This is a genomic window from Lysobacter spongiicola DSM 21749, from assembly GCF_900167055.1.
Taxonomy (GTDB): Bacteria; Pseudomonadota; Gammaproteobacteria; order Xanthomonadales; family Xanthomonadaceae; genus Novilysobacter; species Novilysobacter spongiicola.
The window spans coordinates 35,735-60,351 of record NZ_FUXP01000009.1 but is presented as its reverse complement, the minus strand read 5'-3'; the positions used below and the strand labels follow the sequence as shown (position 1 = coordinate 60,351).

The window sequence follows — 24,617 nt, the reverse complement described above, 5'->3', positions numbered from 1 at the left end:
GATCGTTTGATGATGGGGCGGCTGGTGACACCACCAGCCGCCCTTTTTCTTGCTTGTGTGTAGGAGCGGCTTCAGCCGCGATCGGGGCAGCGATCGCTTGCGCCGACTTCAAGATCGCGGCTGAAGCCGCTCCTACAGGGGCTGGGGCGCCGGGCCGTCAGCTGAGCGCCGACTCGGGCACGTCCAGTTCCAGCGACAGGGCCAGATGGTCGGACTGGGCCGCCGGCATCGCGCAGGCGTCGGAGCACTTCAGGCCATCGCCGATCAAAATGTGGTCGATCGCGCGCTGCGGCCGCCAGCTGGGGAAGGTTGGCACGTTGCACGCCGGTGGCTGCAGCCGGGTGTTGCGGAACAGCGTCTGCATCTCCGGCCGGTCCACCGCGCAGTTGAAGTCACCCATCAGCACCGCGTGCGGGTGGTCGTGCAACAGCTCGGCGATGAAGGCGAGCTGGCTCGCCCGCGAGCTCGCCCCTAGCGCAAGGTGCGCCACGGCCACCAGCAGGCCCTCGTCGCCGTCGCCGAACTTCGCCAGCAGCACGCCGCGTCCGCTGATGCGGCCGGGCAGGGAGTGGTCGTTGACCTCCCGCGGCTCCAGCTTGCTCAGCAGGCCGTTGGCGCTGGATGCCACGCCGCCGACCCGCCGGTTGGGCTGGTGGCTCCAGTAGTCGAAGCCCGCGCGCTGAGCCAGGTAATGCGTCTGGTTGGTGAACCCGGAACGCAGGCTGCCGGGGTCACTCTCGTTGAGGCCGACGATGTCGTATGCGCCGGCCAGCTTGGCGATCAGGTCCAGGCTGCCGCGCTTGTTGCCGGCAGGCAGCACGTGCGACCAGCTGCGCGCGACGTAGTCACTGTAGCCGCGCGTGCTGGATCCCGCCTGGATGTTGGCGCTGAGCAGCCGCAGCCGGCGCGTGCGCGACGTGGCGTCCGCGCCTGGCGCGGGGGTCGATACGTGCTGTCCGCCGGAAAGCGACATGCTCCGGCTGTCAGCTCTCGCTGTCGGCAGTGGCTTCGGCGTCCGTCCCAACCGGGGCCGGGTCGGCGGCGGGCGCGGTCGCCGCATTGCCGGCAGCGGCGCGCTCCATCGCGATCAGGTGCTCGGTGGTGTTGATCACCTCATCCCATGCACGGCCACCGATCACCCGGTACTTGCCGTTCACGACCATGGTCGGGGTGGAGTCCACGCCGCTTTCCTGCAGGAAGGACTTGGCACGGTTGAGCTTGGTGGTCACCGAGAAGCTGGACATGGTCCGGGCGAACTCTTCGGGATCGACGCCGAAACGGGCGTAGTACTGGGCGATCTCCTCGTCGCTGGACTCGTGGTTGAGCGCACGCTCGACGTGGAAGGCATGGAACATCGCCTCATGAGTCTGCGGCAGCACGTCCAGCGCCTCGGCGGCATAGAACGCCTTGGCATACGGAATCCAGAACCCGCCGAACGGCGCCGGCACCGGGGTGAACTCGACGTCCGCCGGGGCGGTCGCGGCCCAGGAGGCGACCACCGGCTCGAAGCTGGCGCAGGCGGGGCAGGTATAGCCGAAAGCCTCGACCACCTCGATCTTGTTCGTCCCGCGGTTGAAGGGTTGGCCATTGGGGATGCGCTCGTAGTGCTCGCCCTCCACCGGGGCCGGACCGGTCGGCGGTACCACCGGGCCGGGGCGGCGTTCACGCTGCGTGATCTCCGGGGCCGCGGCGGCGGCACCTGGCGCGGCGGCGGCGCCGCTGGTGGCGGGGCCGGCCGGCGTGGACGGTGTCGGGGCCTCCGAGGAGCAGGCGGCGAGCAATACCACGGCAGCCAACGTGGTGCCGAGGCGGGACAGCAGGACCGGGCGCGAAGTCATGGGCGGATCTCCAGCTATGGGGCGGGCCGGCGGAGGTTTCCGCGCGGCAACGATGGACCAAGGATAACCAGCAGGGGCGTGGGCAGGGAGTGCAGCGACTGCAATCTCAATTCCAATATTGGAATTCCCCGCATTGGACGCGTCAGCGCGGCGTGCGTTACTTCCGTGCGCGCTCGCGCTCGACCAGTGCCCGTGCATTCTCGAGGATCTCGCTCGCGCTGTTGCCCAGCACGCGGTACTTGCCGGCCACGACCAACGCCGGCGTGCCTTCCACCCCGGACCGGCGCAGGAAGTCGCGTGCCTCTTGCAGCTTCTCCTCGACTTCGGGGCTGGCCATGGCCGACGCGAATGCCTCGGGGTCGGCGCCGTGTCCCGCGTAGAAGGTCGAGATCTCGGCCGGGGTCGCACCGGAAATCGGCAGGCTGCGATCCTGGTGCAGCGCGCGGAACACCGCCGAGTGCGTGCGCTCGGCCAGCCCAAGCGACTGCGCCGCGTAATAGGCCCGCGCATACGGCATCCAGTAGCCACCGAACGGGGCGGGAACGCTGACCACCTCCACGTCGCGTGGCAGGCGCTTGCGCCAGGCGCTCAGTGCCGGCTCGAAATTCGCGCAATGCGGGCAGGTGTAGCCGAAGACGTCAGCCACCTCCACCTTTCCGGCGCCGGTGCTGAAGGGGGCGCCGCCGGGAATCTCGACGTAGTCCTCGCCGGCGACGAGCTCCGCGGAGAAGGCCACGATAGGCATCAGGACAAGCGCGGCAAACATCGAAAGCCTGGCCAGCAGGGACGTGCGGCGCGAAGGCCGGGCGGCAGCATGGGAGGTCATCGTCGGTCCTCGTTCAATTCGGGTGGGGCACAAACAAAAACGCCGGCCGTAGGATACGGCCGGCGCAGTGAATACCGGGATAGCCGGGTCGGGCCATGCGTGGCAGGCCTGGCGCCAGGATCACTCCTGCTCGGGCGGCGTCACCGGATCCTGTGCGTCCGGGGTGGCGTCGACTTCGGTGGCCACTTCATCGGGCCCAGCGACATCGGCATCGACGCTTTCGGCCTCGCCTTCGCCGGTCTGCGCGATCTCTTCCTCACCGGTGTCGACCGGCGCCGCTGCAGCCGGGGCAGCCACGGGCGCGGCGCCGGCAGCGGAGGCGACCAGGTCGTCGGCCGCGGGATGCAGGCCTTCGAGGTAGCTGGACAGGGCGCCGATCTCCTGGTCGGTCAGCTCGGCAGCCACGTCCGCCATGATCCTGTACAGGCGTGAGTCGTTCTCGGGATCGCCGCTGCGGAAGTACTCCAGTCGGCGCTGGGTGTAATCGGATACCTGCCCGGCAACGCGCGGATAGGCGGGGCCGGGGTTGCCGGCGCCGGCAGGGCCATGGCAGGCCATGCAGGACGGAATGCCGCGTTCGGCGTCGCCGCTCAGGTACAGCTGCTGGCCGACCTCGAAGAAGCGCATGCCCTCGTACGGGCCTTCGGTGACCAGGCCGTCGTCGGCCACGCCTGCGCCGGACTGCTGGGTGGCGTAGTAGGCGCCGACGTCGCGGGCGTCCTGCGCGCTCAGCATGTCGGCAAACGGCTTCATGACCGCGGCCATGCCGTCGTTGCGCTGACCGCTCTTGAACAGTGCGATCTGGTGCGCGATGTAACGCTCGCTCTGGCCCGCCAGGCGCGGGTACTGCAGGTCGGTCGGGTTTCCGTCCAGCCCGTGGCAGGCCGCGCAGGTGCCGGCGATGGTGGCACCGTTCTGGGCATCCCCCCACGAAGTCACTTCCGGGGCCGGCGCGACCTGCTCCAGCGGCGCGGTCTCGACCGGCGCGTTCTCGGGAATCGGGGTGACCGTGGTCTGGGCGTAGGCGACGGCGGCTGCCGCGAGGGCAGTGAGGCCGACGATGCCGAGGACGCGGGCGTGGCTCATTGGGCTGGGCTCCGGAAAACGCGGGGCGACGATCTGAAAATGACCGTCGGAACCGCGGAATTATCGTTGCCGGGCGCAACCGGGTCAACGCGCGCGCCTGTCCGGCCGTAGTCCGGACGTCCCTGCGGGCAGTCCGGGGCCGCCGCCGGGGTGCCCGCCGTGCGATCCTAGCCGCATGGCCAATCCCCTCGCACGCGCCCAGTACATGCTGGCGGCGCACAACACCGGACAGCTCCCGCCCGACGGCGGCTTCGAAGTCGCTTTCGCCGGGCGCTCAAATGCCGGCAAGTCCAGCGCACTCAACGCGATCTGCCAGCAGAACGCGCTCGCCCGGGTGTCCAAGACCCCCGGGCGCACCCAGCAGCTGGTGTTCTTCGACATCCCGCCGACCACCGACCGTTTCCTGGTCGACCTGCCGGGTTACGGATACGCGAAGGTGCCCAAGGACCTGCAGGCGCACTGGCAGGCCTTCATCGACAAGTACTTCCGCACCCGCGAAGCCCTGAAAGGGCTGGTGGTGGTGATGGATATCCGGCATCCGCTGAAGGATTACGACAAGCAGATGCTCGGCTACGCGGTCAGCCGCGGGTTGCCGGCACACGCGATCCTGACCAAGGCCGACAAGCTGGGCCGTGGGGCACAGGGCAACGCACTGCTGGCGGTGCGCAAGGAGATGCAGGCTGAATACCGAGACGCGGTGAGCGTGCAGCTGTTTTCCGGCGAGTCCAAGCAGGGGGTCGACGAGGCCCGCGCGGTGATTGGCGGCTGGCTCGAGCTGTAGCGGCGGTCAGGGTGTCTCCCTCTGTAGGAGCGGCTTCAGCCGCGATCTGGAGCCGTTGGCCCGCGCCGGTTCCAGATCGCGGCTGAAGCCGCTCCTACAAAAGAATGAAGGCCCGCCGGCGGCCGGCCCACGCCACAGTCCCACCGGTGGGGCAGAGCGTTGCATGCGGCGACGCGTCGGTGACGCGGGCGCTCGTTAAACTGCCGCATCCTGCGATGGCCGGCGTGCGACCTCCCGGTCCACCCGCATGTCGCCCGTTTCCTGCCTGCGAGGTGTGCGTGTCCGGTCCCAGCCAGCTCAAGGATGTCCCGATCGAAGCCGGCGCTGCCGGACGCGCGCAGTTGGTGGAGTTCCTGTCCTCCGGTGCCAGGCCGGCGGATGATTGGAAGATCGGCACCGAGCACGAGAAGTTCGGCTTCCGCACCGACGACCTGCGGCCGCCGCCGTTCGATGGCGAGCGCGGTATCGAGGCCCTGCTCAAGGGGCTGGTGCAGTTCGGCTGGGAGCCGGTCGAGGAACATGGCCGCGTCATCGCGCTGAGCCGCGACGGTGCATCGGTTTCGTTGGAACCGGCCGGACAGCTGGAGCTCTCCGGCGCGCCGCTCGACAACCTGCACCAGACCTGCCGCGAGGCGGCGACCCACCTGCATGAGATGCGCAGCGTCGCCGGGCCGCTCGGCTTGGGCTTCCTCGGCATGGGCTTCCAGCCCAAGTGGCGTCGCGACGAGATGCCGTGGATGCCCAAGGGCCGCTACAAGATCATGCGCGAGTACATGCCCAAGGTCGGCTCGCTCGGCCTGGACATGATGACCCGCACCTCCACCGTGCAGGTCAACCTGGACGTGTCGTCGGAAGCCGACATGGTCAGGAAGTTCCGGGTGTCGCTCGCGCTGCAGCCGATCGCGACCGCCCTGTTCGCCGATTCACCGTTCACCGAAGGCAAGCCCAACGGCTACCTGAGCTACCGGTCGCACATCTGGACCGATACCGACGCCGACCGCACCGGGCTGCTCGACTTCGTGTTCGAGGACGGCTTCGGCTATGAGCGCTATGTCGACTACCTGCTCGACGTCCCGATGTACTTCGTCTACCGCGACGGCCGCTACATCGATGCTGCCGGCCAGTCGTTCCGCGACTACCTGGCCGGCAAGCTGCCGGCCTACCCGGGGCACACGCCGACACTGGTGGACTGGGCCGACCACATGACCACCGCCTTCCCCGAGGTCCGGCTCAAGAAGTACCTGGAGATGCGTGGCGCCGACTCCGGTCCGTGGAACCGCATCTGCGCACTGCCCGCGTTCTGGACCGGCCTGCTGTACGACGATGCCGCGCTGGACGCCGCCTGGGACCTGGTCCGCGACTTCAGCGTCGAAGAGATCCACGCCCTGCGCGACGGCGTGCCGAAACATGCGTTCAAGCTGCCGTTCCGCGATGGCACCGTGCTCGACCTCGCGCGCCGCGCGCTGCAGATCTCCGCGCACGGCCTGGCCCGCCGCAACCGGGTGAACGAGAACGGCAGCGACGAGAGCATCTTCCTCGGCCCGCTGATGGAGCTGGTGGAGGCGGGCGTCACCCCGGCCGAGCGCAAGCTCGAGCTGTTCCACGGCGCCTGGGGCGGCAGCGTGGATCCGGTGTTCAAGGAGTTCGAGTACTGAGGGAGGCGACGTGCTGATCCCCGCCCCTTCTGATGATGCCCTGTAGGAGCGGCTTCAGCCGCGATCGGACGGTCGTCCACCCGCGCCGGTTCCACGATCGCGGCTGAAGCCGCTCCTACAATGGCTGGCGGTGCGGGCGCGAGTGTTCGCGCGACCCGTCGACACCCGCTGCGGTAGCCTTGTCGGATGACAGATATCACCGATGAACCACTGCGCACTTTCGACTTCCAGCCCACCGACGCCCTGCTGCGCGAGGACGTCAAAACCCTCGGCGCCCTGGTGGGCGAGATCCTCGCCGAGCAGCGTGGCGAAGATTTCCTGGCCGAGGTCGAACGCCTGCGGCGGGCGGCGATCGAGCGGCGCGAATCCGGTGCGCCGGTCGCCGACCTCGCGCAGGCACTGACCGACATCCTCTCCGCCGACACGCTCGAACACGCCAACGACCTGGTGCGGGCGTTTTCCACCTACTTCCAGGCGGTGAACCTCGCCGAGCGCGTGCATCGCATCCGCCGCCGTCGAGACCACGAGCGCGCCGGCGATGGCGCGCAGCCGGGCGGATTGCGTGCCGTGCTGGCGGGCCTGGCGAATGATGGCGTCGACGCCGACGAGGTGGCGGCGCTGCTGCCGCGGTTGCGCATCGAACCGGTCTTTACCGCCCACCCGACCGAAGCGGTGCGCAGGGTGCTCCTGCACAAGGAGCGCCAGATCGTGTCCGCGCTGGTGCGCGACATCGATCGCTCGCGTACGCCGGCGGAACGCAACGCCGACCGCGAGCGGATCCGCCTGGCCCTGACCACCAGCTGGCAGACCGCGGAGACGCCGACCGCCAAGCCCAGCGTCGGCGACGAGTTCGAACACGTCGGGTTCTATCTGTCCGAGGTGCTGTACCGGGTGCTGCCGGTCTACCACGAAACCTTCGCCCACGCGCTGCGCGAGCAGTTCGGCGAGGATGCGCCGGAGCTCCCCGACGTGCTCGGCTTCGGCAGCTGGGTCGGTGGCGACATGGATGGCAACCCCAACGTCGGCGCGGCGACCATCGCCGCGACCCTGGCCGGGCAGCGCGCGATGGTGCTGGCCGCCTATCGCCGCGACGTCGACAAGCTGGCCGAAATGCTGAGCCAGTCGCAGGGGCGGGTCGGCGTCGACCAGGCGGTGGTCGACCGGCTCAATGAGTATCGCGGGCTGGTGCCCGAGGGCAGCGCCAGGCTCCACCCGCGCCACGCCGACATGCCGTATCGCAACCTGCTGGTGCTGATCGGCGAACGCCTGGCGGCGACCCAGGACGACGAGGAGGGCGGCTACCCCGATGCCGCGGCCTTCGTGGCGGACATCGACCTCATCGCCGCCAGCCTCGCGCGCCACCACGGCCGCCACGCCGGCGGGTTCGCGGTAGCGCGCCTGCAGCGACGTGCCCGCTGCTTCGGTTTCCACCTCGCCAGCCTCGACCTGCGGCAGGATTCGGCGATCCATGATGCCGCGCTGGCCAGCCTGCTCGACGATGGGCAGTGGGAGTCGCGCGACGCATCCGAACGAGCCGGGCGCCTGCACGACGTCATCGCCGACGCCGGCTCGGTCAAGGTCAACGACGACGCCACCGCGGTTCAGACCCTCGACGTCTTCCGCACCGTCGCCAGGTTGCGCCCCCGCTATGGCGAGCGCGTCTTCGGCCCTTATATCGTCAGCATGAGCCGCAGCGCCGCGGACGCGCTGGCGGTGCTGGCACTGGCGCGCATCGCCGGTTGCGTCGAAAGCGGACAGGTGCCGCTGGACGTGGCGCCGCTGTTCGAGACCGTCGCCGACCTCGATGCCGCCGCCGCCACCCTGCGGGAGCTGTTCGCGGACCCGGTCTACCGCGCGCACCTGGAGGCGCGCGGCAATCGGCAGGTGGTGATGCTCGGTTACTCCGACAGCGCCAAGGACGGCGGCATCGTCGCTTCGCGCTGGGCGCTGCAGCAGACCCAGGTCGCACTGCAGGCACTGGCCCGCGAGAGCGGTGTACGCATCGCCTTCTTCCATGGCCGCGGTGGCTCGATCAGCCGCGGCGGCGGCAAGACCGAGCGCGCCGTGATCGCGGCGCCGCGTGGCTCGGTCGATGGCTACCTGCGCCTGACCGAGCAGGGCGAGGTGATCCACCGCAAGTACGGCATCCGTGCGCTCGCCCTGCGCAACCTCGAGCAGACCACCGGCGCGGTGCTGCGCGCGACCCTGCGCCCGCGTCCGCCGGAGCCGCGTGAGCGCGAATGGCGGGACATCGCCGCCGTGCTGGCCGCCGATGCACGCACCCACTACCGCGCGCTGGTGCATGAACACCCCGACTTCGCCGCCTACTTCCGCTCGGCCACCCCGATCGACGTTATCGAGCGGCTGCGCATCGGTTCGCGCCCGAGCAAGCGCGGCAACAAGGGCGGTGTGGAATCGCTGCGCGCGATCCCGTGGGTGTTCTCCTGGGCGCAGAACCGCTCGGGGCTGACCGCCTGGTATGGCGTCGGCACGGCGCTGGACCTGCACGGCCGCGACAGACTGGCGGAGATGGCGCGCGACTGGCCGTTCTTCGGCACCCTGGTCGACGACGTCGAGATGGTGCTGGCCAAGTCCGACACCGGCATCTTCGAGTGCTACTCGCGCCTGGCCCGGGACCTGCCCGAGGGCGACCTGCACGCGAAGATGCACCCCGGCATCGCCGCCGAGTTCGAGCGCACCCGCGAGACCATCCTCGCGATCAAGGATGAGGAGGAGTTGCTCGCGGGCGACCCTCGATTGCGCCAGTCGATCCGCCTGCGCAACCCCTACGTCGACCCCATCAGCCTGCTGCAGGTCGACCTGCTGGCCCGCTGGCGCCGGGAGGGCTCGCCCGACGGCGAGCTGCTGCACACCCTGTTCGCCACCGTGAACGGGATCGCCGCGGGGATCCAGAACACCGGTTAGGGCGGCGGTCGACAGCGTTTGCCGAAACCCCTGTAGGAGCGGCTTCAGCCGCGATCGGATGCATGAACGCCGCGCCGGTTCCACGATCGCGGCTGAAGCCGCTCCTACAGTCCGTCGCGCGGACAAAAGCGGCACCCGCCCCTGTAGGAGCGACGTCAGTCGCGACGCGAAGCCTGGCACCCGACGTACAGGTCGCGACTCACGTCGCTCCTACACGTGGGATTGGGCCACGGTACGGACGACCACGTGGCATCGGGCCATGTGTACGGACGACCACGCACGGCTCCGGCCAGACTCCGCCGGGCGCGCTCCGGCAGCGGGGCCTATCATTGGGACCGTCCCCCACACACCGGAGTTGCATCGATGAAATCCCGTGCCGCCGTCGCTTTCGAAGCCGGACAACCCCTGCAGGTCGTGGAGATCGATGTCGAGCCGCCGCGCGCCGGCGAGGTGCTGGTGAAGATCGATGCCACCGGCGTCTGCCACACCGATGCGTTCACCCTGTCGGGCGACGATCCGGAAGGCGTGTTCCCGGCCGTGCTTGGTCACGAGGGGGCCGGCGTGGTGGTCGAGGTCGGCGAAGGCGTCACCAGCCTCAAGCCGGGCGACCACGTCATCCCGCTGTACACGGCCGAATGCGGCGAGTGCAAGTTCTGCAAATCCGGCAAGACCAACCTGTGCTCGTCGGTGCGCGCCACCCAGGGCAAGGGCCTGATGCCCGACGGCACCACCCGCTTCAGCTACAACGGCCAGCCCATCTACCACTACATGGGCACCAGCACCTTCAGCGAGTACACGGTGGTCGCGGAAGTTTCGCTGGCGAAGATCAACCCCGAGGCGCCGTCGGAGAAGGTCTGCCTGCTCGGCTGCGGCGTCACCACCGGCATCGGCGCCGTGCACAACACCGCCAAGGTCAAGGAGGGCGACACCGTCGCCGTGTTCGGACTCGGCGGGATCGGCCTGGCGGTGATCCAGGGCGCGGTGCAGGCGAAGGCCGGCCGCATCATTGCGATCGACACCAACCCCGGCAAATTCGAGCTGGCGAAGTCGATGGGGGCGACCGACTGCGTCAACCCGAAGGACCATGACAAGCCGATCCAGGAGGTCATCGTCGAGATGACCGACGGCGGCGTCGACTTCAGCTTCGAGTGCATCGGCAACGTCAACGTCATGCGCGCCGCGCTGGAGTGCTGCCACAAGGGCTGGGGCGAATCGGTGATCATCGGCGTCGCCGGCGCCGGGCAGGAGATCAGCACCCGTCCGTTCCAGCTGGTCACCGGCCGCGTCTGGCGCGGCTCGGCCTTCGGCGGCGTGAAGGGCCGCAGCCAGCTCCCCGGCATGGTCGAGCAGGCGATGTCGGGCGAGATCGACCTGGATCCTTTCATCACCCACGAAATGCCGCTGGAGCGCATCAACGAAGCGTTCGACCTGATGCACGAGGGCAAGTCGATCCGCACCGTCATCCGCTACTGAGCCGTCACCCGCCGGGATCCAGAATCCTGGCCTGGAACTGTAGGAGCGGCTTCAGCCACGATCCGATGTCCCGTTACCCGCGCCGACTCCACGATCGCGGCTGAAGCCGCTCCTACAGGTTGGTACGCACCACGAGGGAGATCCATGGAACGTATCGAACAACACGCCTGCTTCGGCGGCAGCCAGGAAGTCTGGCAGCACTTCTCCAGCACGCTCGACTGCGACATGCGCTTCGGGGTCTACCTGCCGCCGCAGGCGCGGCAGGGCGCGTGCCCGGTGCTCTACTGGCTCAGCGGCCTGACCTGCACCGAGCAGAACTTCATCACCAAGGCCGGTGCCCAGCGCTATGCCGCCGAGCACGGGATCATCCTGGTCGCGCCCGACACCAGCCCGCGCGGCAAGGACGTCGCCGACGACGAGGGCTACGACCTCGGCCAGGGCGCCGGCTTCTACATCAACGCCACCGTCGACCCGTGGTCGCGGCACTACCAGATGCACGACTACGTGGTGCAGGAGCTGCCGGCGCTGGTGGATGCCCATTTCCAGACCACCACCGCCCGCGCGATCAGTGGCCATTCGATGGGCGGGCATGGCGCGCTGGTCGCGGCGCTGCGCAATCCCGGCCGCTATCGCAGCGTTTCCGCGTTCTCCCCGATCGTCGCGCCTTCGCAGGTGCCGTGGGGCGAGAAGGCCTTCATCAGCTATCTCGGCCCCGACCGCGAGGCGTGGCGCCAGTGGGACGCGACCGCATTGATACCGGCCGCCACCGAACGGCTGCCGCTGCTGGTCGACCAGGGCGAAGCGGACGAGTTCATGGCGTCCGAACTGCGGCCCGACCTGCTGCAGGCGGCCTGCGCCGCGAGCGGGCACCCGCTGGAACTGCGCATGCAATCCGGGTACGACCACAGCTACTACTTCATCGCCAGCTTCATCGGCGACCACATCGCCCACCACGCCGCCGCGCTCAAGGCCTGAGCGGCGGCACAGGAGATCCCCATGGCCGACAGCGACCTCGTCTTCTACGTGAAGTGCCACGTCCGCCCCGAGTGCATCGATGCCTGGAAGGAAGAGGTCGGCAAGGTGATCGAGCAGATGTCGCGCGAGGAGACCTTCGTTTCCTGCTACCTGCACCAGGACACGGCGATCCCGGAGCTGTTCACCCTGTACGAGCGGTGGAGCGAACCGTCGCTGGAGGCTTTCCTGCAGCACCAGGACAAGCCCTACCGCCAGGCGTACGACGCGAAGTTGCCCGACCTGCTGCAACGCCCGCGCGAACCGGCGGTGCTGACGCCGCTGGGCGAATGGCACCGCAAGCGCGACTGAGTGCGAGCCTCACCCGGCGGTGTGGGGGGCGCCGGCCAGCAGGAAGTCGGTAAAGGCGAAGCGGCCGTCGCGCAGAACCGTTTCCCCCCGCACCACCTGCAGTGGACGGTCGAGCATCGGGCCCCTGGTGAGCAGGGTGTGGAATTCGCCGTTCTCCCCGCACGGATCACACCCCTCGGGCAGCGCATCCAGCAATGAGCGATCGAACGTCCCGCCGCTGAAACCACCATCGAGTTGCTGCGTATCGACGCAGCACAGTTGCGCCTCAAGCCCGGCCGCGACCATCTCATCGGCCAGCGCGGTGGTATCCATCCCGAACAGCGGCGTCAGGATCTTCCAGCCGTATCGATCGCACAACGCCTCGCGCCAGGCCCGCACATCCGCCAGCAGGAGGTCGCCGAAGGCGATGGTGTCCAGTGAAGGCCAGCGTGTGCGGGCCTCGGCCAGGGTGGCGGCGAAGGCGTGCTCATAGGTGTCGTTGTCGCAGCGGCTCGGGATCACCGACTCCAGCAACGGCAGCCCGGTAGCCGCCGCCTGCGCATGCAGCACGTCGCGGCGGATGCCGTGCATGGCGATGCGGTCGTAGTCCGCGGTGACGGTGGTCAGCAGGCCGACCACCTCGACGTCGGCGCGCTGCCGCAGCACGTGCAGGGTCCACGCTGCGTCCTTGCCGCCGCTCCATGCGAGCAGGATCTTCTGTGTCATGGCCGCCATTGTAGGCAGGCGAGTGGAGCCCGGGCCGATGCGGCCCGCTGGTATGGCCGGACCTCAGCACTTGTAGGAGCGGCTTCAGCCGCGATCGGATGGACGGCTGCCCGCGCCGGTTCCACGATCGCGGCTGAAGCCGCTCCTACAAAGGCCCTGTCCCGCTGCGGGGCGGGATGGCGGGTCGCGACTGACGTCGCTCCTACAGGGCGAGCGCAAGGCGGGAGGCGCTCAGGCTGCGGTGACGTTGCGCAGCTCCCATTCGTTGCCGGCCAGCAGGCGCAGGCGCTGCTTGAGTACGGAACCGGGGATGGTCGACGTCACCACCAGGTCGATGTGCAGGTCGCGCTGTTCGCCCTGCACGGTGGCGTTGGGGTCGGTCGCGCCCAGGGACGGATCGACCTCGTCGGGCTCGTCCTGCTTCATCCGCCAGCGCTCGAACAGCGTGTCGGTGCGCAGCGCATCCTGCAGCTCGCCGGCGAATGCGGCGCCGCTCTGCGCGGTGAAGGAGAGTTCCGGATCGCTGCCGCGTGCGCGGGCGCCGTCGGGCAGGCTGATGTAGTAGCGGGTGGCCATCTGTTGTCCTCGCTGGGTCCGCCGGCAGCTTAGGCGTGCCGGCATCTCGATTGCGTTAACGGCCGGGGCCGCGGGCGTGTGCGTGTGTTTCCGATGCAACTGTAGGAGCGGCTTCAGCCGCGATCGGATGGTAGGTTGCCCGCGCCGGGTTCACGATCGCGGCTGAAGCCGCTCCTACAAAGGCGGAAAGGCGGAAAGGCCGAAGGCAGCGGGCGGCGACGTGGGTCGCCGCCCGCGAACACTCAATCCAGGTGAACGTGGCCGTGGTGGCCTTTCGGACAGTGGCAGACGGCGGTGGGGCCGAACTCCAGGCCGAAGGTCTGGCCGTCGCCGTGGCGCTGCCAGTAGAACTCCGGCGCCGCCACGGCGTCGTTGCCGATCTCGGCCATGTCGGCGTCCACGTCGAACAGTCGGCCGTCGACCATCACATAGCGGGTGTCGATGGTGCTGCGGATCTCCTCCAGCGGGTTGGAGTTGAGCACCACCAGGTCGGCCTGCTTGCCCACTTCCAGCGAACCGATCTGATCGGCCAGCCCGAGGTAGTCGGCGCCGTCGATGGTCGCCGCACGCAGCGCCTCGAAGTTGCTGAAGCCGCCCTGGGTCAGCATCCAGGTCTCCCAGTTCGGGCTCAGGCCCTGCAGCTGGCCGTGGCCGCCGACCTGGATCTTGACCCCGGCATCCCGCAGCGCCTTGGTCGCCTTGGCCACCTCGATGTGCCAGTAGTCCCAGTCCGGCGCGGTCTCGCGGCGGATGCTGCGCGCGTCCAGCGTCTCCCGCGGGAAGAAGCGGTTGAGCTTCTCGTCCTCCCAGACGTTGTCGCGCGCGTACCACCAGTATTCGCCGGACAGGCCGCCGTAGCTCACCACCAGGGTCGGGGTGTTGCGCACGTCGGTCTGCGACCACAGCCCGATGACGTCCTTGTACAGCGGTGCGACCGGGATGTTGTGCTCGATGCCGGTGGCACCGTCCAGGATCATCGTCATGTTGTGGTGGAAGGTGCTGCCGCCTTCCTCCACCACCAGCATGTCCAGCTCGCGCGCGGCCTGGTTGATCTGCTGGCGCTGGTCGCGGCGTGGCTGGTTGTAGCTCTTCACCGAGAACGCGCCGTTGGCCTTCATCCGGCGCAGGTGGCTGCGGGCGTCGTCGATCGAGTCGACCTCCGCCTTGAAGTCGCCATCGGCGCCGTAGAGGATCGTGCCGGTCGAGAAGATGCGCGGGCCGACCATCCCGCCGGCCTTCTGCAGCTCGGCCTCGGAGAACACGAACTCGGTGGTGGCAGACGGGTCGTGCAGGGTGGTGAAGCCGAACGCGAGGTTGGCGTAGTAGGCCCAGTTCTCCTGCGGCACCACGCCGCGGCCGAAGTGCGCGGCATGCGCGTGCACGTCGACGTAGCCGGGCAGGATGGTCTTGCCGGTGGCATCGATCACACGCGCGCCCGCCGGCACCTGTACCGAGCCGCTCGCACCGACCGCGGCGATCTCGTCGCCACGCAGCACGATGGTGCCGTTCTCGATCACTTCCTCGGCGTTCTCCGCATCGCGCATGGTGACGATGCGGGCGTTGGTGAAGGCGACCACGTCATCGGGTGCGTCCACCGGTACCGTCAGTCCGACCGGCGTGCCGCCGCCGTGCACCGGCTCGGCGATCTCCGCGGGCGCACCCGGCAGGAAGGCGAAGCTCTGCTCCAGCGGGCGCGAGTGGTAGCGGTCGCCGACCATCCAGTGCAGCGACTTCGAATCCGCTGCCCAGTGCAGGTAGCTGCCGGTGTCGGCGCTGACCTGGCTGACCGGCACCGCCTTGCTGTCCTTGTTGAGTTCGACCGAACGGCCGGTCCCGACCATCGGCGCCACATAGGCGTTGAACAGCTCGGTAAAGGCCACCCAGTTACCGTCCGGGCTGATGGCGACCGAATCCACGTACTTCAGGTCGAACACTTCGCGCGGGTCTTCGCCGTGCAGGCCGACCGACATCAGCTTCTTTTCCAGCCCGCCGCCGGTGAGGTAGTAGATGCGCGTGCCATCGGCGCTGAACTGCGGCGACTGCCCGCTGTCGGCCACGCGCACCGCCTCGCCGCCGCCGCCGGCCGGCATCACGTAGATGCCACGGTCGCCGGACCACAGGCTGCCGGTGAGCCCGCCGCCGGCGGACTTGCTGTAGACGATGCGGCGGCCGTCCGGGGAGAAGCGCGGGTGGTAGTAGAAGCCGGGGTCGCTGGTGAGCCGGCGGCCGGTGCCACCACCGCTGGCGCTGCGCACGTAGATCGCGCCCAGGGCCTCGTCCGACCAGGTGGTGTAGAGCAACTGGCGGCCGTCCGGGCTGAAGCTCGGCTCGTATTCGTACAGGCCCTCGTTGCCGGTCAGGCGCTCGGGCTGGCCGCCCGGCAGGCGCTTGCGCCACAGCTTGCCAACCGCGTGGAACACCATGGTGTCGCCATCGGCGCTGGTGGCAACGTCGCGAATCATCTTCGGCGCGAAGCTGCCTTCGTCGATCTGCTGCTCGAAGCGCAACGGCGCCGTCACGGTCTGCTCGACGCTTGCGGTGAACGGGATCTCGCGCGCATCGCCGCCGGCCATGTCCACGCGCCACAGCTTGCCCTGTGCCCAGACCACCACGGACTTCGAATCCGGCGTCCAGTCGAAGCCGGTATAGGGCCCGAAGATCGCCCACGCTTCCTGCTGGTCGTGGCTCAGGCCGTCCCAGACCGGCCGCACCTCGCCGCTGGCGAGGTCCATGCGGTGCAGCACCGACTTGTCGCGGATGCGCTTGACGAAGGCCAGCGTCTTGCCGTCGGGCGAGGGCTGCGGGCGCACGGCGCCGCCGGGGGTGGCGATGATGGTTTCGCTCTTGCCGGTCTCACGGTCCAGCCGTTTGATGGCGTAGATCAGGCCGTGCGGGTTCTTGTTGTACTCGAAGTTCTCGCCGCCGCTGACGTCTTCCGAGTAGTAGACGTAGCGGCCGTCCGGCGAAACCGCCGGCTCGCCCAGGTCCTGCTGGTCGTTCTTCTTCTCGGTGAGTTGCAAGCCACCGCCACCGGCGCCGCTGGCGTGGTACATCCACAGCTCGCCTGCGCCCAGCGAGCGTTCGGAGGTGAAATGCTTGCGGCCGATGATGAAGCGGCCGTCCGGCGTCCAGGCCGGGTTGTTGAGCAGGCGGAAGTCCTCCTTCGTCACCTGCACCGGGTCGCTGCCATTGGCATCGACGGTCCACAGGTTGTTGCCGCCGCCGCGGTCGGAGGTGAAGGCGATGCGGCTGCCATCGGGCGACCAGCGCGGCTGCACTTCCCAGGCCGGGCCGGAAGTGATGCGGGTCGCGGCGCCACCATCGATCGGCATGCGGTAGAGGTCGCCGAGCAGCGAGAACACCAGCTGCCGGCCATCAGGCGAGACGTCGACGTCCATCCAGGTGCCTTCGTCGGTCTCGAACGCCACTTGCTTGGTCGGGCCGTGCGGAGCGCTGACGTCCCATTTGGCTTCGTCGGCGTCGTCCTTGTCGCCGGGCCTGCGGGCACCGCCGGAGGCATCCAGCGGCGGCGGCACCGCGTCGGTGCCGACCGGGTCCAGCGCCTCCTGCTCGAGCTGGATGTCGTCGTCCTGGTCTTCGTCCTGGTCCTGGTCGACCGGCGCGGGGGGCGGCGTGGGCGGATCCTGGGCCAGGGCGGGCAGGGCGAAGGAAGCGGACAGCGCGCTGGACAGCGCAAGGACAAGCAGGCGACGGGTCATGGCAGGCACGTGTTGCGGACGATCCTCCAGCCTAGCCCGCATCGGCGGTCCGGTCGTAGGCTGGAAGTCCTGCATGGGGGGGGTGGTCGATCAAGCTGTGATCGCTGCCCGCGGCGATCACCCGGCGGAACCTTTTGCGGTTTGTAGGAGCGGCTTCAGCCGCGATCGTGGAACCGTTCGCCCGCGCCGGCTCACGATCGCGGCTGAAGCCGCTCCTACAAGGGCGCGTGGGTCGCTGCTGCATCCACCTGTAGGAGCGACGTCAGTCGCGACTGCGACTCAGCCCTCGAACTTCGCGGTGCCCTCGGCGGCGAAGCCGACCACCACGGCGCCCTTGCCGACGTTGACCATGCCGGTGAGGCTCATCACGCTCTCGAACACTTCGATGTTGTGTTCGCTGCAGCAGGCGCGCAGGGCGTCGTAGCCGGGCAGGGCACGCAGCTCGTCGAGCTCGCCGCCGTAGCTCAGGCACAGGGTCGGGGTCATCAGGCCGGCGGCGATGCGCTTGCAGGTGAACTCGAACAGCTTCTGCACCGCCGGTTCGAAACCCTTGATCTTGGCGACCGGGCCGGTCTCGCCGCGGTTGCAGTGCAGGACCGGCTTGATGTCGAGCGCACTGCCCAGCGCGGCGCTCAGCAGGCCAACACTGCGGTCGCCCTTGGTCCGGGCGCGGGCGCGCAGGTAGTAGAGGTCGCGCGGGATCATGTAGCCGTGGGTGTGCAGGGCCAGGTTCTCCAGCCGCGCGCGGATCTTCGGTGCGCCCTCGCCGGCATCGCGCAGCCGCACCGCTTCCACCGCGGTGATGCCCTGGGCGGAGAACAGGTTCTGGGTATCGACCACCCGCAGCGCGAACGGCGTGTTGTTGCCGGCCGCCGCACGCGTGGACTTGTAGTCGTTGAGGATGGCGAAGCTGGCCTGCTGCGCGTTCTCGTGCACTGCGCTGCGGGTCCTGGCGATGGTCATGCAGAACACGTAGTCGTAATCGATCACCAGCCGTTCGAGGAACAACTGCTGGATCTGCTGCACGGAGAACGGCGTGGTCTCGGCCTCGGCGCCGCGTTCGGCGACATGCGCATGCAGGAACTCCAGCGTGTCTTCCTCGTCGCGATGGTCGGCCAGCACCGCCTCGCCGATGCGCACGGTGATCGGCAGCACGGTGACGTCGTGCTGCTGCAGGTATTCCAGCGGCAGGTCGCACGCCGAGTCGACAACCAGTCCAATACGCATGGGCATCCCCCGATCCCGGGCGCGTGTGCCCGTTTTGTGACGCGGAGCATACCCCGGCGTGACGGCTGTCGCACCTGCGGAAGTGGCGTCAGCTCCTGCGTTGGATCCCGACCGGGAGCCCGCCGAGGCGCTGCATCTCGGGGTCCGCAAGCACGCTTGGGTCGGCCAGCGCCGCCATCGCGAATGCGTGTGCGTCGTTGCCCCAGAACAACTCGCCCCGGACCTCCAATGTGGGCACGCCGTGGACGCCGGCGCTGATGGCGGCCTCGGTGTTCGCACGCAGGGCGGTCTTGGTGGGGGCGTCCTCGATCAGCAGCGGGTCGATGCCGAGCGCGTTCGCCAGCGGTGCCAGGGTCGTGGTGCTGTCGCCGGCGCGGCCGTCCCGCCAGATCCAGTCGAAGATGGCGTCGACCGCGGCGGGGGTGGTGCTGGCGGCGATGCACAGCCGCAGTGCGGCCAGCGGGTTGAACGGATGCGCCGGCGGGAAGACCAGCGGCACGCCCTCGGCGCGCGCCTGCCACAGCACGTGGCGATAGGTGAACTCGCGCTTGCCCGGGATCTCCGCCGGTCCCTTCTGGCCATGCGCGGCCAGCACGGCGCCGAATGCGATCGGCACCGGCGTGACCGCGGGGTTGTCGAGCCGTTTCACCTTCTGCCACTGCAGGTAGGAGAAGGGTGAGATGAAATCGAAGTACCAGCGCATGGTGCGGCTCCCTTGGGGGTCGCCGCAGCTTAGCGTCGGGGGCATCCCCCGCGGGATCGCAGGGGATGGCTGTTGTAGGAGCGGCTTCAGCCGCGATCTGGAACCGGTCGCACGGTGGGCGATCCGATCGCGGCTGAAGCCGCTCCTACAAATGCTCCTACAACGGAAGGGAGCGTCCCCTGGGTGGGGGGACGCTGCTTCGTCAGCGGGTATCGCCGGTCGGGTACGCCCTCGGCAGTCCGCCATTCGCTGCCGGCACCGCCGGCCGCAGGTAGCGGTCGCGCAGTTCGGTCTGGCGGCTGCGCATTTCGATCGGGCGGCCTTCGAACCAGACCTGCGCGGCGACGGTGCTGACCTCCAGCGGGTCGCCGGTCCACAGCACCAGGTCGGCACGCTTGCCCGGGGCGATGCTGCCCAACGTATCTGCCACCCCGAATGCCCGCGCCGGCACCGAGGTCAGGCCGGCCAGGGCCTCGTCCCACGGCAGCCCGTTGGCGACGGCATTGCCGGCCAGCTGCCGCACCTTGCGGGCGTTGTGCGATGCATCGCCGAGCTGGCTGAAGCCGACGTCGACGCCGGCCGCTTCCAGCCGTGCCGCGTTCTCCATGGTCGAGCCGATGGTGTCGAAGCCACTGGGCAGGTTCGCCAGCGGATCCACGAACACCGGCACGCCGGCCCGGGCCAGCTCCGGCCCCAGCTTCCAGGCCTCGGCACCACCGGAGATGGCGATGTCGACACCGTGGCGGTCGGCCCAGCGCAGCAACTGGCGGATGTCGGCGGCGCGGTCCACGCCCACCATCACCCGGCCACCGCCATCGAGGTAGCGCGACAGCGTCTTGCGCCCGGCCGGCGTCAGCAGCGCGGCGTGCGAGTCGGCCGCGATGCCACCGCGGGCCTCGCTGACCAGTTGGTCGAGGATCATCCACTGCGCCGCGCGCGAGCGGCCGCTGAGGCCGGCCGCGTCGCTGCCCAGGTCGATGAACAGCACCTTCGGCCCGGCCGGGTCGGCGCTGCCATCCAGCCGCACCACGGCGCCCTGGCCGCCGATGATCGAGCCGCCATCACCGCTGCCGGCGCCGAGCATGGTCCAGCCGATGCCTTCGATCCGGCTGACCGGCACCAGCAGCGATTCGGGGTTGTAGGCGAGGGTGACGTCGAACTCGGGCCGCACCGTCATCTGGTGCGTCTCCGCCCCCAGCCCGAGGCGGTTGTCGACGGTGGCGCGTTCGCCCGAGACCTCCTCGATGCCGATGCCGGTGATGCCACCGAACAGTGTCGGCGTCACCGGCCGGCCCTGCGCGTCGATCACCTGCGCATCCGCCGGTGCGGACAGGCCGGTGCCGACCGCGCGGATGGTGCCGCCCGAAACCAGTACGTCGGCACCCTCCAGCGTGCCCTGGGCACCGCCGGTATGCACGGTGGCGTTGCGGATCAGCAGCTCCTGGGCGCCGGCCGACAGCGCCAGCAGCGACAGCGTGGCGGCGGCCAGCGCCTTCATAACGGGGCGGCTCACAGCACACCTCCCGCGCGCGCATCCGCACTGGCCGGCTGGCCCAGCATGAAGTCGCTGGTGGGCTGCCTGGAGCGGTCGTTGCGGTCGTAGACGCGCGCGCCGTCGACGTAGACCTGCTCGGCCTGCGCGTAGACGCTGAAGGGGTTGCCGTTCCACAGCACCACGTCGGCCATCTTGCCGGCCTCGAGGCTGCCGGTCTGGTCGAGGATGCCCATCGACTTGGCCGGATTGGTGGTGATCCAGCGGATGGCGTGCTCCGGCGCAATGTCCATGCCGACGAGCTTCGCGTGTCCCATCACCTTGGCCGCCTCCTGGTTGAGCCGCTGGATGCCTTCCTCCGAATCGCTGTGCACGATGGCGCAGCTGCCGGCCGGCCGGTCGACCAGGGCGATGTTTTCCTGGATGCCGTCGAAGGCCTCCATCTTGAAGCCCCACCAGTCGGCCCAGAGCGCGCCGCAGGTGCCTTCCTCGGCCAGCCGGTCGGCCAGCTTGTAGGCCTCCACGCCGTGGTGGAAGGCGGCGACCTTGAAACCGAACTCGTCGGCGAGGTCGAGCATCGTCGCCATCTCGTCGGCGCGGTAGCAGTGGATGTGCACCAGGATGTCGCCGTTGATGACGCCGGCCAGGGTGTCGAGCTTGAGGTCGCGCTTGCCCCCGTTGCCGTTGTCGCCGTTGTCCTCGGACTTCGACGAACGCCACCAGCTGCGCTTCTCCGGCTCGGCCTGCTTGCTCTTGCCGCCGTTCTTTTGCAGGTATTCGGCCGCCTCGATGAAGGCGGCGCGGTAGCCGGCGACGTTGCCCATGCGGGTCGAGGGGCCGCCCTTCTCGCCATACACGCGCTTGGGGTTCTCGCCGCAGGCCATCTTCATGCCCCAGGGTGCGCCGGGGAACTTCATGGCCTGGTAGGTCGCGGCCGGCACGTTCTTCAGCGTGACGCCGCGCCCGCCGACCAGGTTGGCCGAGCCGGGCAGGATCTGCAGCGCGGTGACGCCACCGGCCAGGGCCGCGCCGAAGCCCGGGTCCTGCGGCCAGACCGAATGCTCGGCCCATACGTGCGCGGTGACCGGCGCGGTGGCCTCGTTGCCGTCGCTGTGGGCGTGCATGCCCGGGCTGGGGTAGACGCCCAGGTGCGAGTGCACGTCGATGATGCCGGGGGTGACCCACTTGCCGGTGCCGTCCACGCGGGTGGCGCCGGCCGGCAGCGCGAGGTCGACGCCGACCCCGACGATGCGGCCGTCGGCCATGAGCACGTCGGCGCCGTCGATGCGCGCGCCGTTGCCGTCGAGCACGGTGGCATTCTCGATCAGCACCGGCGGCGCGGCGATGCGCTCATACGTGCTGGGGTACGGGTCCTGGGCGAAATACGACGGCTTGTCGGCCGCCTGGGCGCCGCCGCACAGGGCGAAGCCGAGGGCGGCCGCGAGGGCGGCGGTTCTGGGTGAAGGCATGGGTGTCCCCTGATGGATGCGTCTGCTGCCAGGGTCGGCAGCCTGCCTGCAACCGTAGCCGCGCGAACCGGGGGGTGCCAACCCTGACGATGGTCATGGAAGGGGTGACGGCGGGCACGTTTCAGGCTGTATATGTTCAGCTTGCGGTAGCGGACATCGCAGCCGGTGCGACCCCCCGGGGCCACACTGCCTGCCTGGGAGGAAACACCATGGAACAGACCATCTACCTGCTGCTCGGAGCCGCGCTCACCTGGGCGTTCTACTTCGTCCAGCGCCGGGTCGAGCGCCGCGGCACCGTCGACGCGATCGAGCGCAACCAGAAGCTGCTCGCCCTGAAGAAGGACCTGGAAGGCGCCAATACCAGCCTGGACGAACTGCGGCGCTTCGAAGGCCGTCTGATCGACAAGGCCGAGACCGCGCTGCGCATCGCCGACCGCTACGTCAGCCAGGCCGAGCTGGTCGCCCGCGAGAGCGACGAGCCGGAGCTGGACGAGGAGGCACTCAACCTGCGCGCGATCGATTCGTTCCAGCGCGTCGACGCCCGGCTCGACGAGCTGGTCGGGCGCCTGTGCCGGGAGCTCGACGGCAAGGGACTGGTGGTGTTCCAGTCGGTGCACATGGCATGGCTGTCGTACCGCGAGCGCTACGCCCGCTTCATCGCCGAGACCTACTCGGCCGGCAACATCCAGCCGTTGATCCACGCGGTGACGCTGGAGAGCATCACCGCGGCCTGGGTATCGGAGCTGGAGACCCAGCTCGGCGACGGGGAGGCCGATGCCGATGCCGATGCGGACCCGGACGGCGACGAGCTGGACGATGAACTGCCGGACACACCGCGCTTGGTAGGGTGAGCGATCTTCCGGAGAGATGGTGCACCGATGGACGACAGAGCCGCCGCAGTAGTGCAATTCTGGCGAGAGGCCGGGCCCGACAAATGGTTCCAGGGCGGCCCCGAATTCGATGAGCGTTGCCGCGAACACCTGCTGGATCCGCACATGGCCGCTGCGCGCGGCGAGCTGGCCGACTGGAACCGCGATGCCGACACCGCGCTGGCGCTGGTGCTACTGCTGGACCAGGCCCCGCGCAACATCTTCCGGGGCAGCGCCCATGCCTATGCCACCGACCCGATGGCCCGCTCGGTGGCGATCCGCGCCGTCGGCCACGGCTTCGACATGCAGGTCGACCCGGAGCTGCGCACCTTCTTCTACCTGCCGTTCATGCACTCCGAGGACCCGGTCGACCAGCAGCGCTCGGTCGAGCTGTACCAGTCGATGACCTCCCCCGGCGCCGACAAATGGGCGCTGCACCACCAGGGCATCATCGAGCGCTTCGGCCGCTTCCCGCACCGCAACCCCCTGTTCGGCCGCGCGAGCACACCCGCCGAACAGGCCTGGCTGGAGGAGGGTGGGTTCGGGAGTTGAGGGGGCGCTCCGAGCGCCCTGTATTCGCCGCCTCGGGGGCGCCCAGCATGCGCGTTGTCACGCGCGCCACCGGACTCCCCGCGGCAATGTCCGGCTTTCTGTAGGAGCGGCTTCAGCCGCGATCGGATGATGGGCCGCCCACGCCGGTTCCGCGATCGCGGCTGAAGCCGCTCCTACAAGGGCGTCGGATCCGGAACGATCCGCCACCAAGAACGTAGGAGCGACGTCAGTCGCGACCTGTACATCATCCGGACGTTCGACGGGTCGCGACTGACGTCGCTCCTACAAATGCGGGAAGTCCAGCAGTACAGCCTGAGGCAGAACGTGCATCCGGAGCCACGACGTGCATCTGACGCAACCGGTGGAGAACGTAACGCCGCGGACGCCACAGACGCGCACCCGCCATCGCGCAGGCGCCGCTTCCCTCAGTACCGCGGCACCTCGCCGTCGACCTTCTCGCTCCACGCCTCGATCCCGCCCGTGACGTTGTACAGTCGGGTGAAGCCCAGCCCGCGGAAGCGCTCGGCAACCTGCGCGCTGCGCTGGCCGGTGTGGCAAAGGAAGGCGACTTCGGTGTCCTTCGGCAGCGCTTCCAGCTCGCTCGATCCGTTGCCGTCCAAGGTACGGAACGGCACGCGCACCGAAGCCATCTCGCGTTCCGGCGCCGGGCGCACGTCGACCAGGATCAGGCTGCCGTCGCCAACGCGGGCGGCGGTGTCCTCCACCGAAAGCGCGGCCACCTTCGGCGGGGCATTGGGGTTGTCGATGACCAGGCCGCGGCCGCGCTCGTCGTCCACCCAGTCGATCTTCAGGCCGCGCGCGCGCTGGGCGCTGGCGAGGTCGAACTGCACCTTCAGGCCTTCGGATTCACTGGTGATCGCGGCGGCGCTGACCGGCGCCAGCTGCAGGCGGGCGTTGAAGCGCGGGTCGACCTCGACCTGCAGCACGTAACCCTCGCCGGCGTTGGCCACGGACTCGCGCAGCATCTTTGCTGCGTCCGGGGTGATGGTGATGTCCGGCGGGGTGCGGTCAGGGGCGGGTACGCCGAGCGCGGCATGCAGTTCGCCGGAGTTGGCCATCTGCTCGATGATGTCGCTGCCGCCCACCAACTCGCCGCCGATGTACAGCTGCGGGATGGTCGGCCATTCGCCGTAGACCTTGATGCCGTCGCGGATCTCCGGATCCGACAGCACGTCGACGTGCTGGTACTCGACGCCGGTCGAGGACAGCGCGCCGACCGCCTTGGCGGAGAAACCGCACTGCGGCGCACGCGGCTCGCCCTTCATGAACAGGACCACCTTGTTGTTGGTCAACAGGGACTCGATGCGCGAACGCAGGGCGGGGTCGAGCGACATAACGGCATTCCGTGAAGCGGGGACAGGGCGCGCAGTGTAACGA

The 24,617-nt window shown here is 69.1% G+C and carries 19 protein-coding genes and 1 pseudogene; 8 read left to right on the top strand and 12 right to left on the bottom strand.

The genetic code is table 11. The features are described 5' to 3' along the window. Positions 1–157: 157 nt before the first annotated feature. The 4 genes and pseudogenes from B5D37_RS11000 to B5D37_RS10985 all read right to left on the bottom strand — a co-directional run. Complete coding sequence (locus tag B5D37_RS11000) at positions 158–895, bottom strand: endonuclease/exonuclease/phosphatase family protein (RefSeq protein WP_234987856.1); 738 nt, start codon at positions 893–895, stop codon at positions 158–160. Between the two features lie 88 nt (positions 896–983). Continuing rightward, positions 984–1,838: a thiol:disulfide interchange protein DsbA/DsbL gene (locus B5D37_RS10995; RefSeq protein WP_078758782.1), complete on the bottom strand. Its 855-nt coding sequence runs from the start codon at positions 1,836–1,838 to the stop codon at positions 984–986. A 157-nt stretch (positions 1,839–1,995) separates the two neighbouring features. Further along, complete coding sequence (locus B5D37_RS10990) at positions 1,996–2,664, bottom strand: thiol:disulfide interchange protein DsbA/DsbL (RefSeq protein WP_078758781.1); 669 nt, start codon at positions 2,662–2,664, stop codon at positions 1,996–1,998. Positions 2,665–2,946: 282 nt separating this feature from the next. Continuing rightward, positions 2,947–3,750, bottom strand: a pseudogene (locus B5D37_RS10985) (c-type cytochrome); the annotation flags it as partial. Positions 3,751–3,925: 175 nt separating this feature from the next. Between B5D37_RS10985 and yihA the strand changes: the two are divergent. From yihA to B5D37_RS10955, 6 genes are all read left to right on the top strand, one after another. Then, positions 3,926–4,531: a ribosome biogenesis GTP-binding protein YihA/YsxC gene (gene yihA / locus B5D37_RS10980; RefSeq protein ID WP_078758779.1), complete on the top strand. Its 606-nt coding sequence runs from the start codon at positions 3,926–3,928 to the stop codon at positions 4,529–4,531. Between the two features lie 278 nt (positions 4,532–4,809). Beyond that, positions 4,810–6,186, top strand: coding sequence for a glutamate--cysteine ligase (locus B5D37_RS10975; RefSeq protein ID WP_078758778.1), 1,377 nt, complete (start codon positions 4,810–4,812; stop codon positions 6,184–6,186). A 186-nt stretch (positions 6,187–6,372) separates the two neighbouring features. Continuing rightward, entirely contained in the window at positions 6,373–9,111 is a 2,739-nt protein-coding gene (gene ppc, locus B5D37_RS10970; RefSeq protein ID WP_078758777.1) for a phosphoenolpyruvate carboxylase, read from the top strand. A 363-nt stretch (positions 9,112–9,474) separates the two neighbouring features. Next, complete coding sequence (locus B5D37_RS10965; protein WP_078758776.1) at positions 9,475–10,584, top strand: S-(hydroxymethyl)glutathione dehydrogenase/class III alcohol dehydrogenase; 1,110 nt, start codon at positions 9,475–9,477, stop codon at positions 10,582–10,584. 144 nt (positions 10,585–10,728) lie between these two features. Further along, the gene (gene fghA, locus B5D37_RS10960) at positions 10,729–11,559 is read left to right on the top strand and encodes an S-formylglutathione hydrolase (protein WP_078758775.1); all 831 of its coding nucleotides are present in this window, start codon (positions 10,729–10,731) and stop codon (positions 11,557–11,559) included. 21 nt (positions 11,560–11,580) lie between these two features. Next, positions 11,581–11,907, top strand: coding sequence for a putative quinol monooxygenase (locus B5D37_RS10955; protein ID WP_078758774.1), 327 nt, complete (start codon positions 11,581–11,583; stop codon positions 11,905–11,907). A gap of 9 nt (positions 11,908–11,916) precedes the next feature. On the opposite strand, the gene B5D37_RS10950 is transcribed toward B5D37_RS10955, so the two are convergent. From B5D37_RS10950 to B5D37_RS10920, 7 genes are all read right to left on the bottom strand, one after another. Next, a complete protein-coding gene (locus B5D37_RS10950) occupies positions 11,917–12,612 on the bottom strand; it encodes a Dph6-related ATP pyrophosphatase (RefSeq protein WP_078758828.1) in 696 nt (231 codons plus the stop codon). Positions 12,613–12,843: 231 nt separating this feature from the next. Further along, on the bottom strand, positions 12,844–13,188 hold the full coding sequence (locus B5D37_RS10945; protein ID WP_078758773.1) for a hypothetical protein: 345 nt from the start codon (positions 13,186–13,188) through the stop codon (positions 12,844–12,846). Positions 13,189–13,430: 242 nt separating this feature from the next. After that, the gene (locus B5D37_RS10940; RefSeq protein ID WP_078758772.1) at positions 13,431–16,907 is read right to left on the bottom strand and encodes an amidohydrolase family protein; all 3,477 of its coding nucleotides are present in this window, start codon (positions 16,905–16,907) and stop codon (positions 13,431–13,433) included. Positions 16,908–17,186: 279 nt separating this feature from the next. Next, on the bottom strand, positions 17,187–18,134 hold the full coding sequence (locus B5D37_RS10935; protein WP_078758771.1) for a DegV family protein: 948 nt from the start codon (positions 18,132–18,134) through the stop codon (positions 17,187–17,189). Between the two features lie 88 nt (positions 18,135–18,222). After that, positions 18,223–18,837 (bottom strand): 2-hydroxychromene-2-carboxylate isomerase, encoded by a 615-nt coding sequence (locus B5D37_RS10930; protein ID WP_234987844.1) that lies wholly within the window; start codon positions 18,835–18,837, stop codon positions 18,223–18,225. Positions 18,838–19,039: 202 nt separating this feature from the next. Continuing rightward, complete coding sequence (locus B5D37_RS10925) at positions 19,040–20,335, bottom strand: amidohydrolase family protein (RefSeq protein WP_078758769.1); 1,296 nt, start codon at positions 20,333–20,335, stop codon at positions 19,040–19,042. A gap of 11 nt (positions 20,336–20,346) precedes the next feature. Then, entirely contained in the window at positions 20,347–21,798 is a 1,452-nt protein-coding gene (locus B5D37_RS10920; protein WP_078758768.1) for an amidohydrolase, read from the bottom strand. 209 nt (positions 21,799–22,007) lie between these two features. Between B5D37_RS10920 and B5D37_RS10915 the strand changes: the two genes are divergently transcribed. After that, positions 22,008–22,649: a lysozyme inhibitor LprI family protein gene (locus B5D37_RS10915; protein ID WP_078758767.1), complete on the top strand. Its 642-nt coding sequence runs from the start codon at positions 22,008–22,010 to the stop codon at positions 22,647–22,649. A 27-nt stretch (positions 22,650–22,676) separates the two neighbouring features. Further along, positions 22,677–23,219 carry a DUF924 family protein gene (locus B5D37_RS10910; RefSeq protein ID WP_078758766.1) on the top strand — a complete coding sequence of 181 codons (543 nt, stop codon included), beginning with the start codon at positions 22,677–22,679 and terminating at the stop codon, positions 23,217–23,219. Positions 23,220–23,644: 425 nt separating this feature from the next. Here the strand turns inward: B5D37_RS10910 and grxD are convergent, their stop codons facing one another. Beyond that, on the bottom strand, positions 23,645–24,574 hold the full coding sequence (gene grxD, locus B5D37_RS10905; RefSeq protein WP_078758765.1) for a Grx4 family monothiol glutaredoxin: 930 nt from the start codon (positions 24,572–24,574) through the stop codon (positions 23,645–23,647). Positions 24,575–24,617 lie beyond the last annotated feature (43 nt).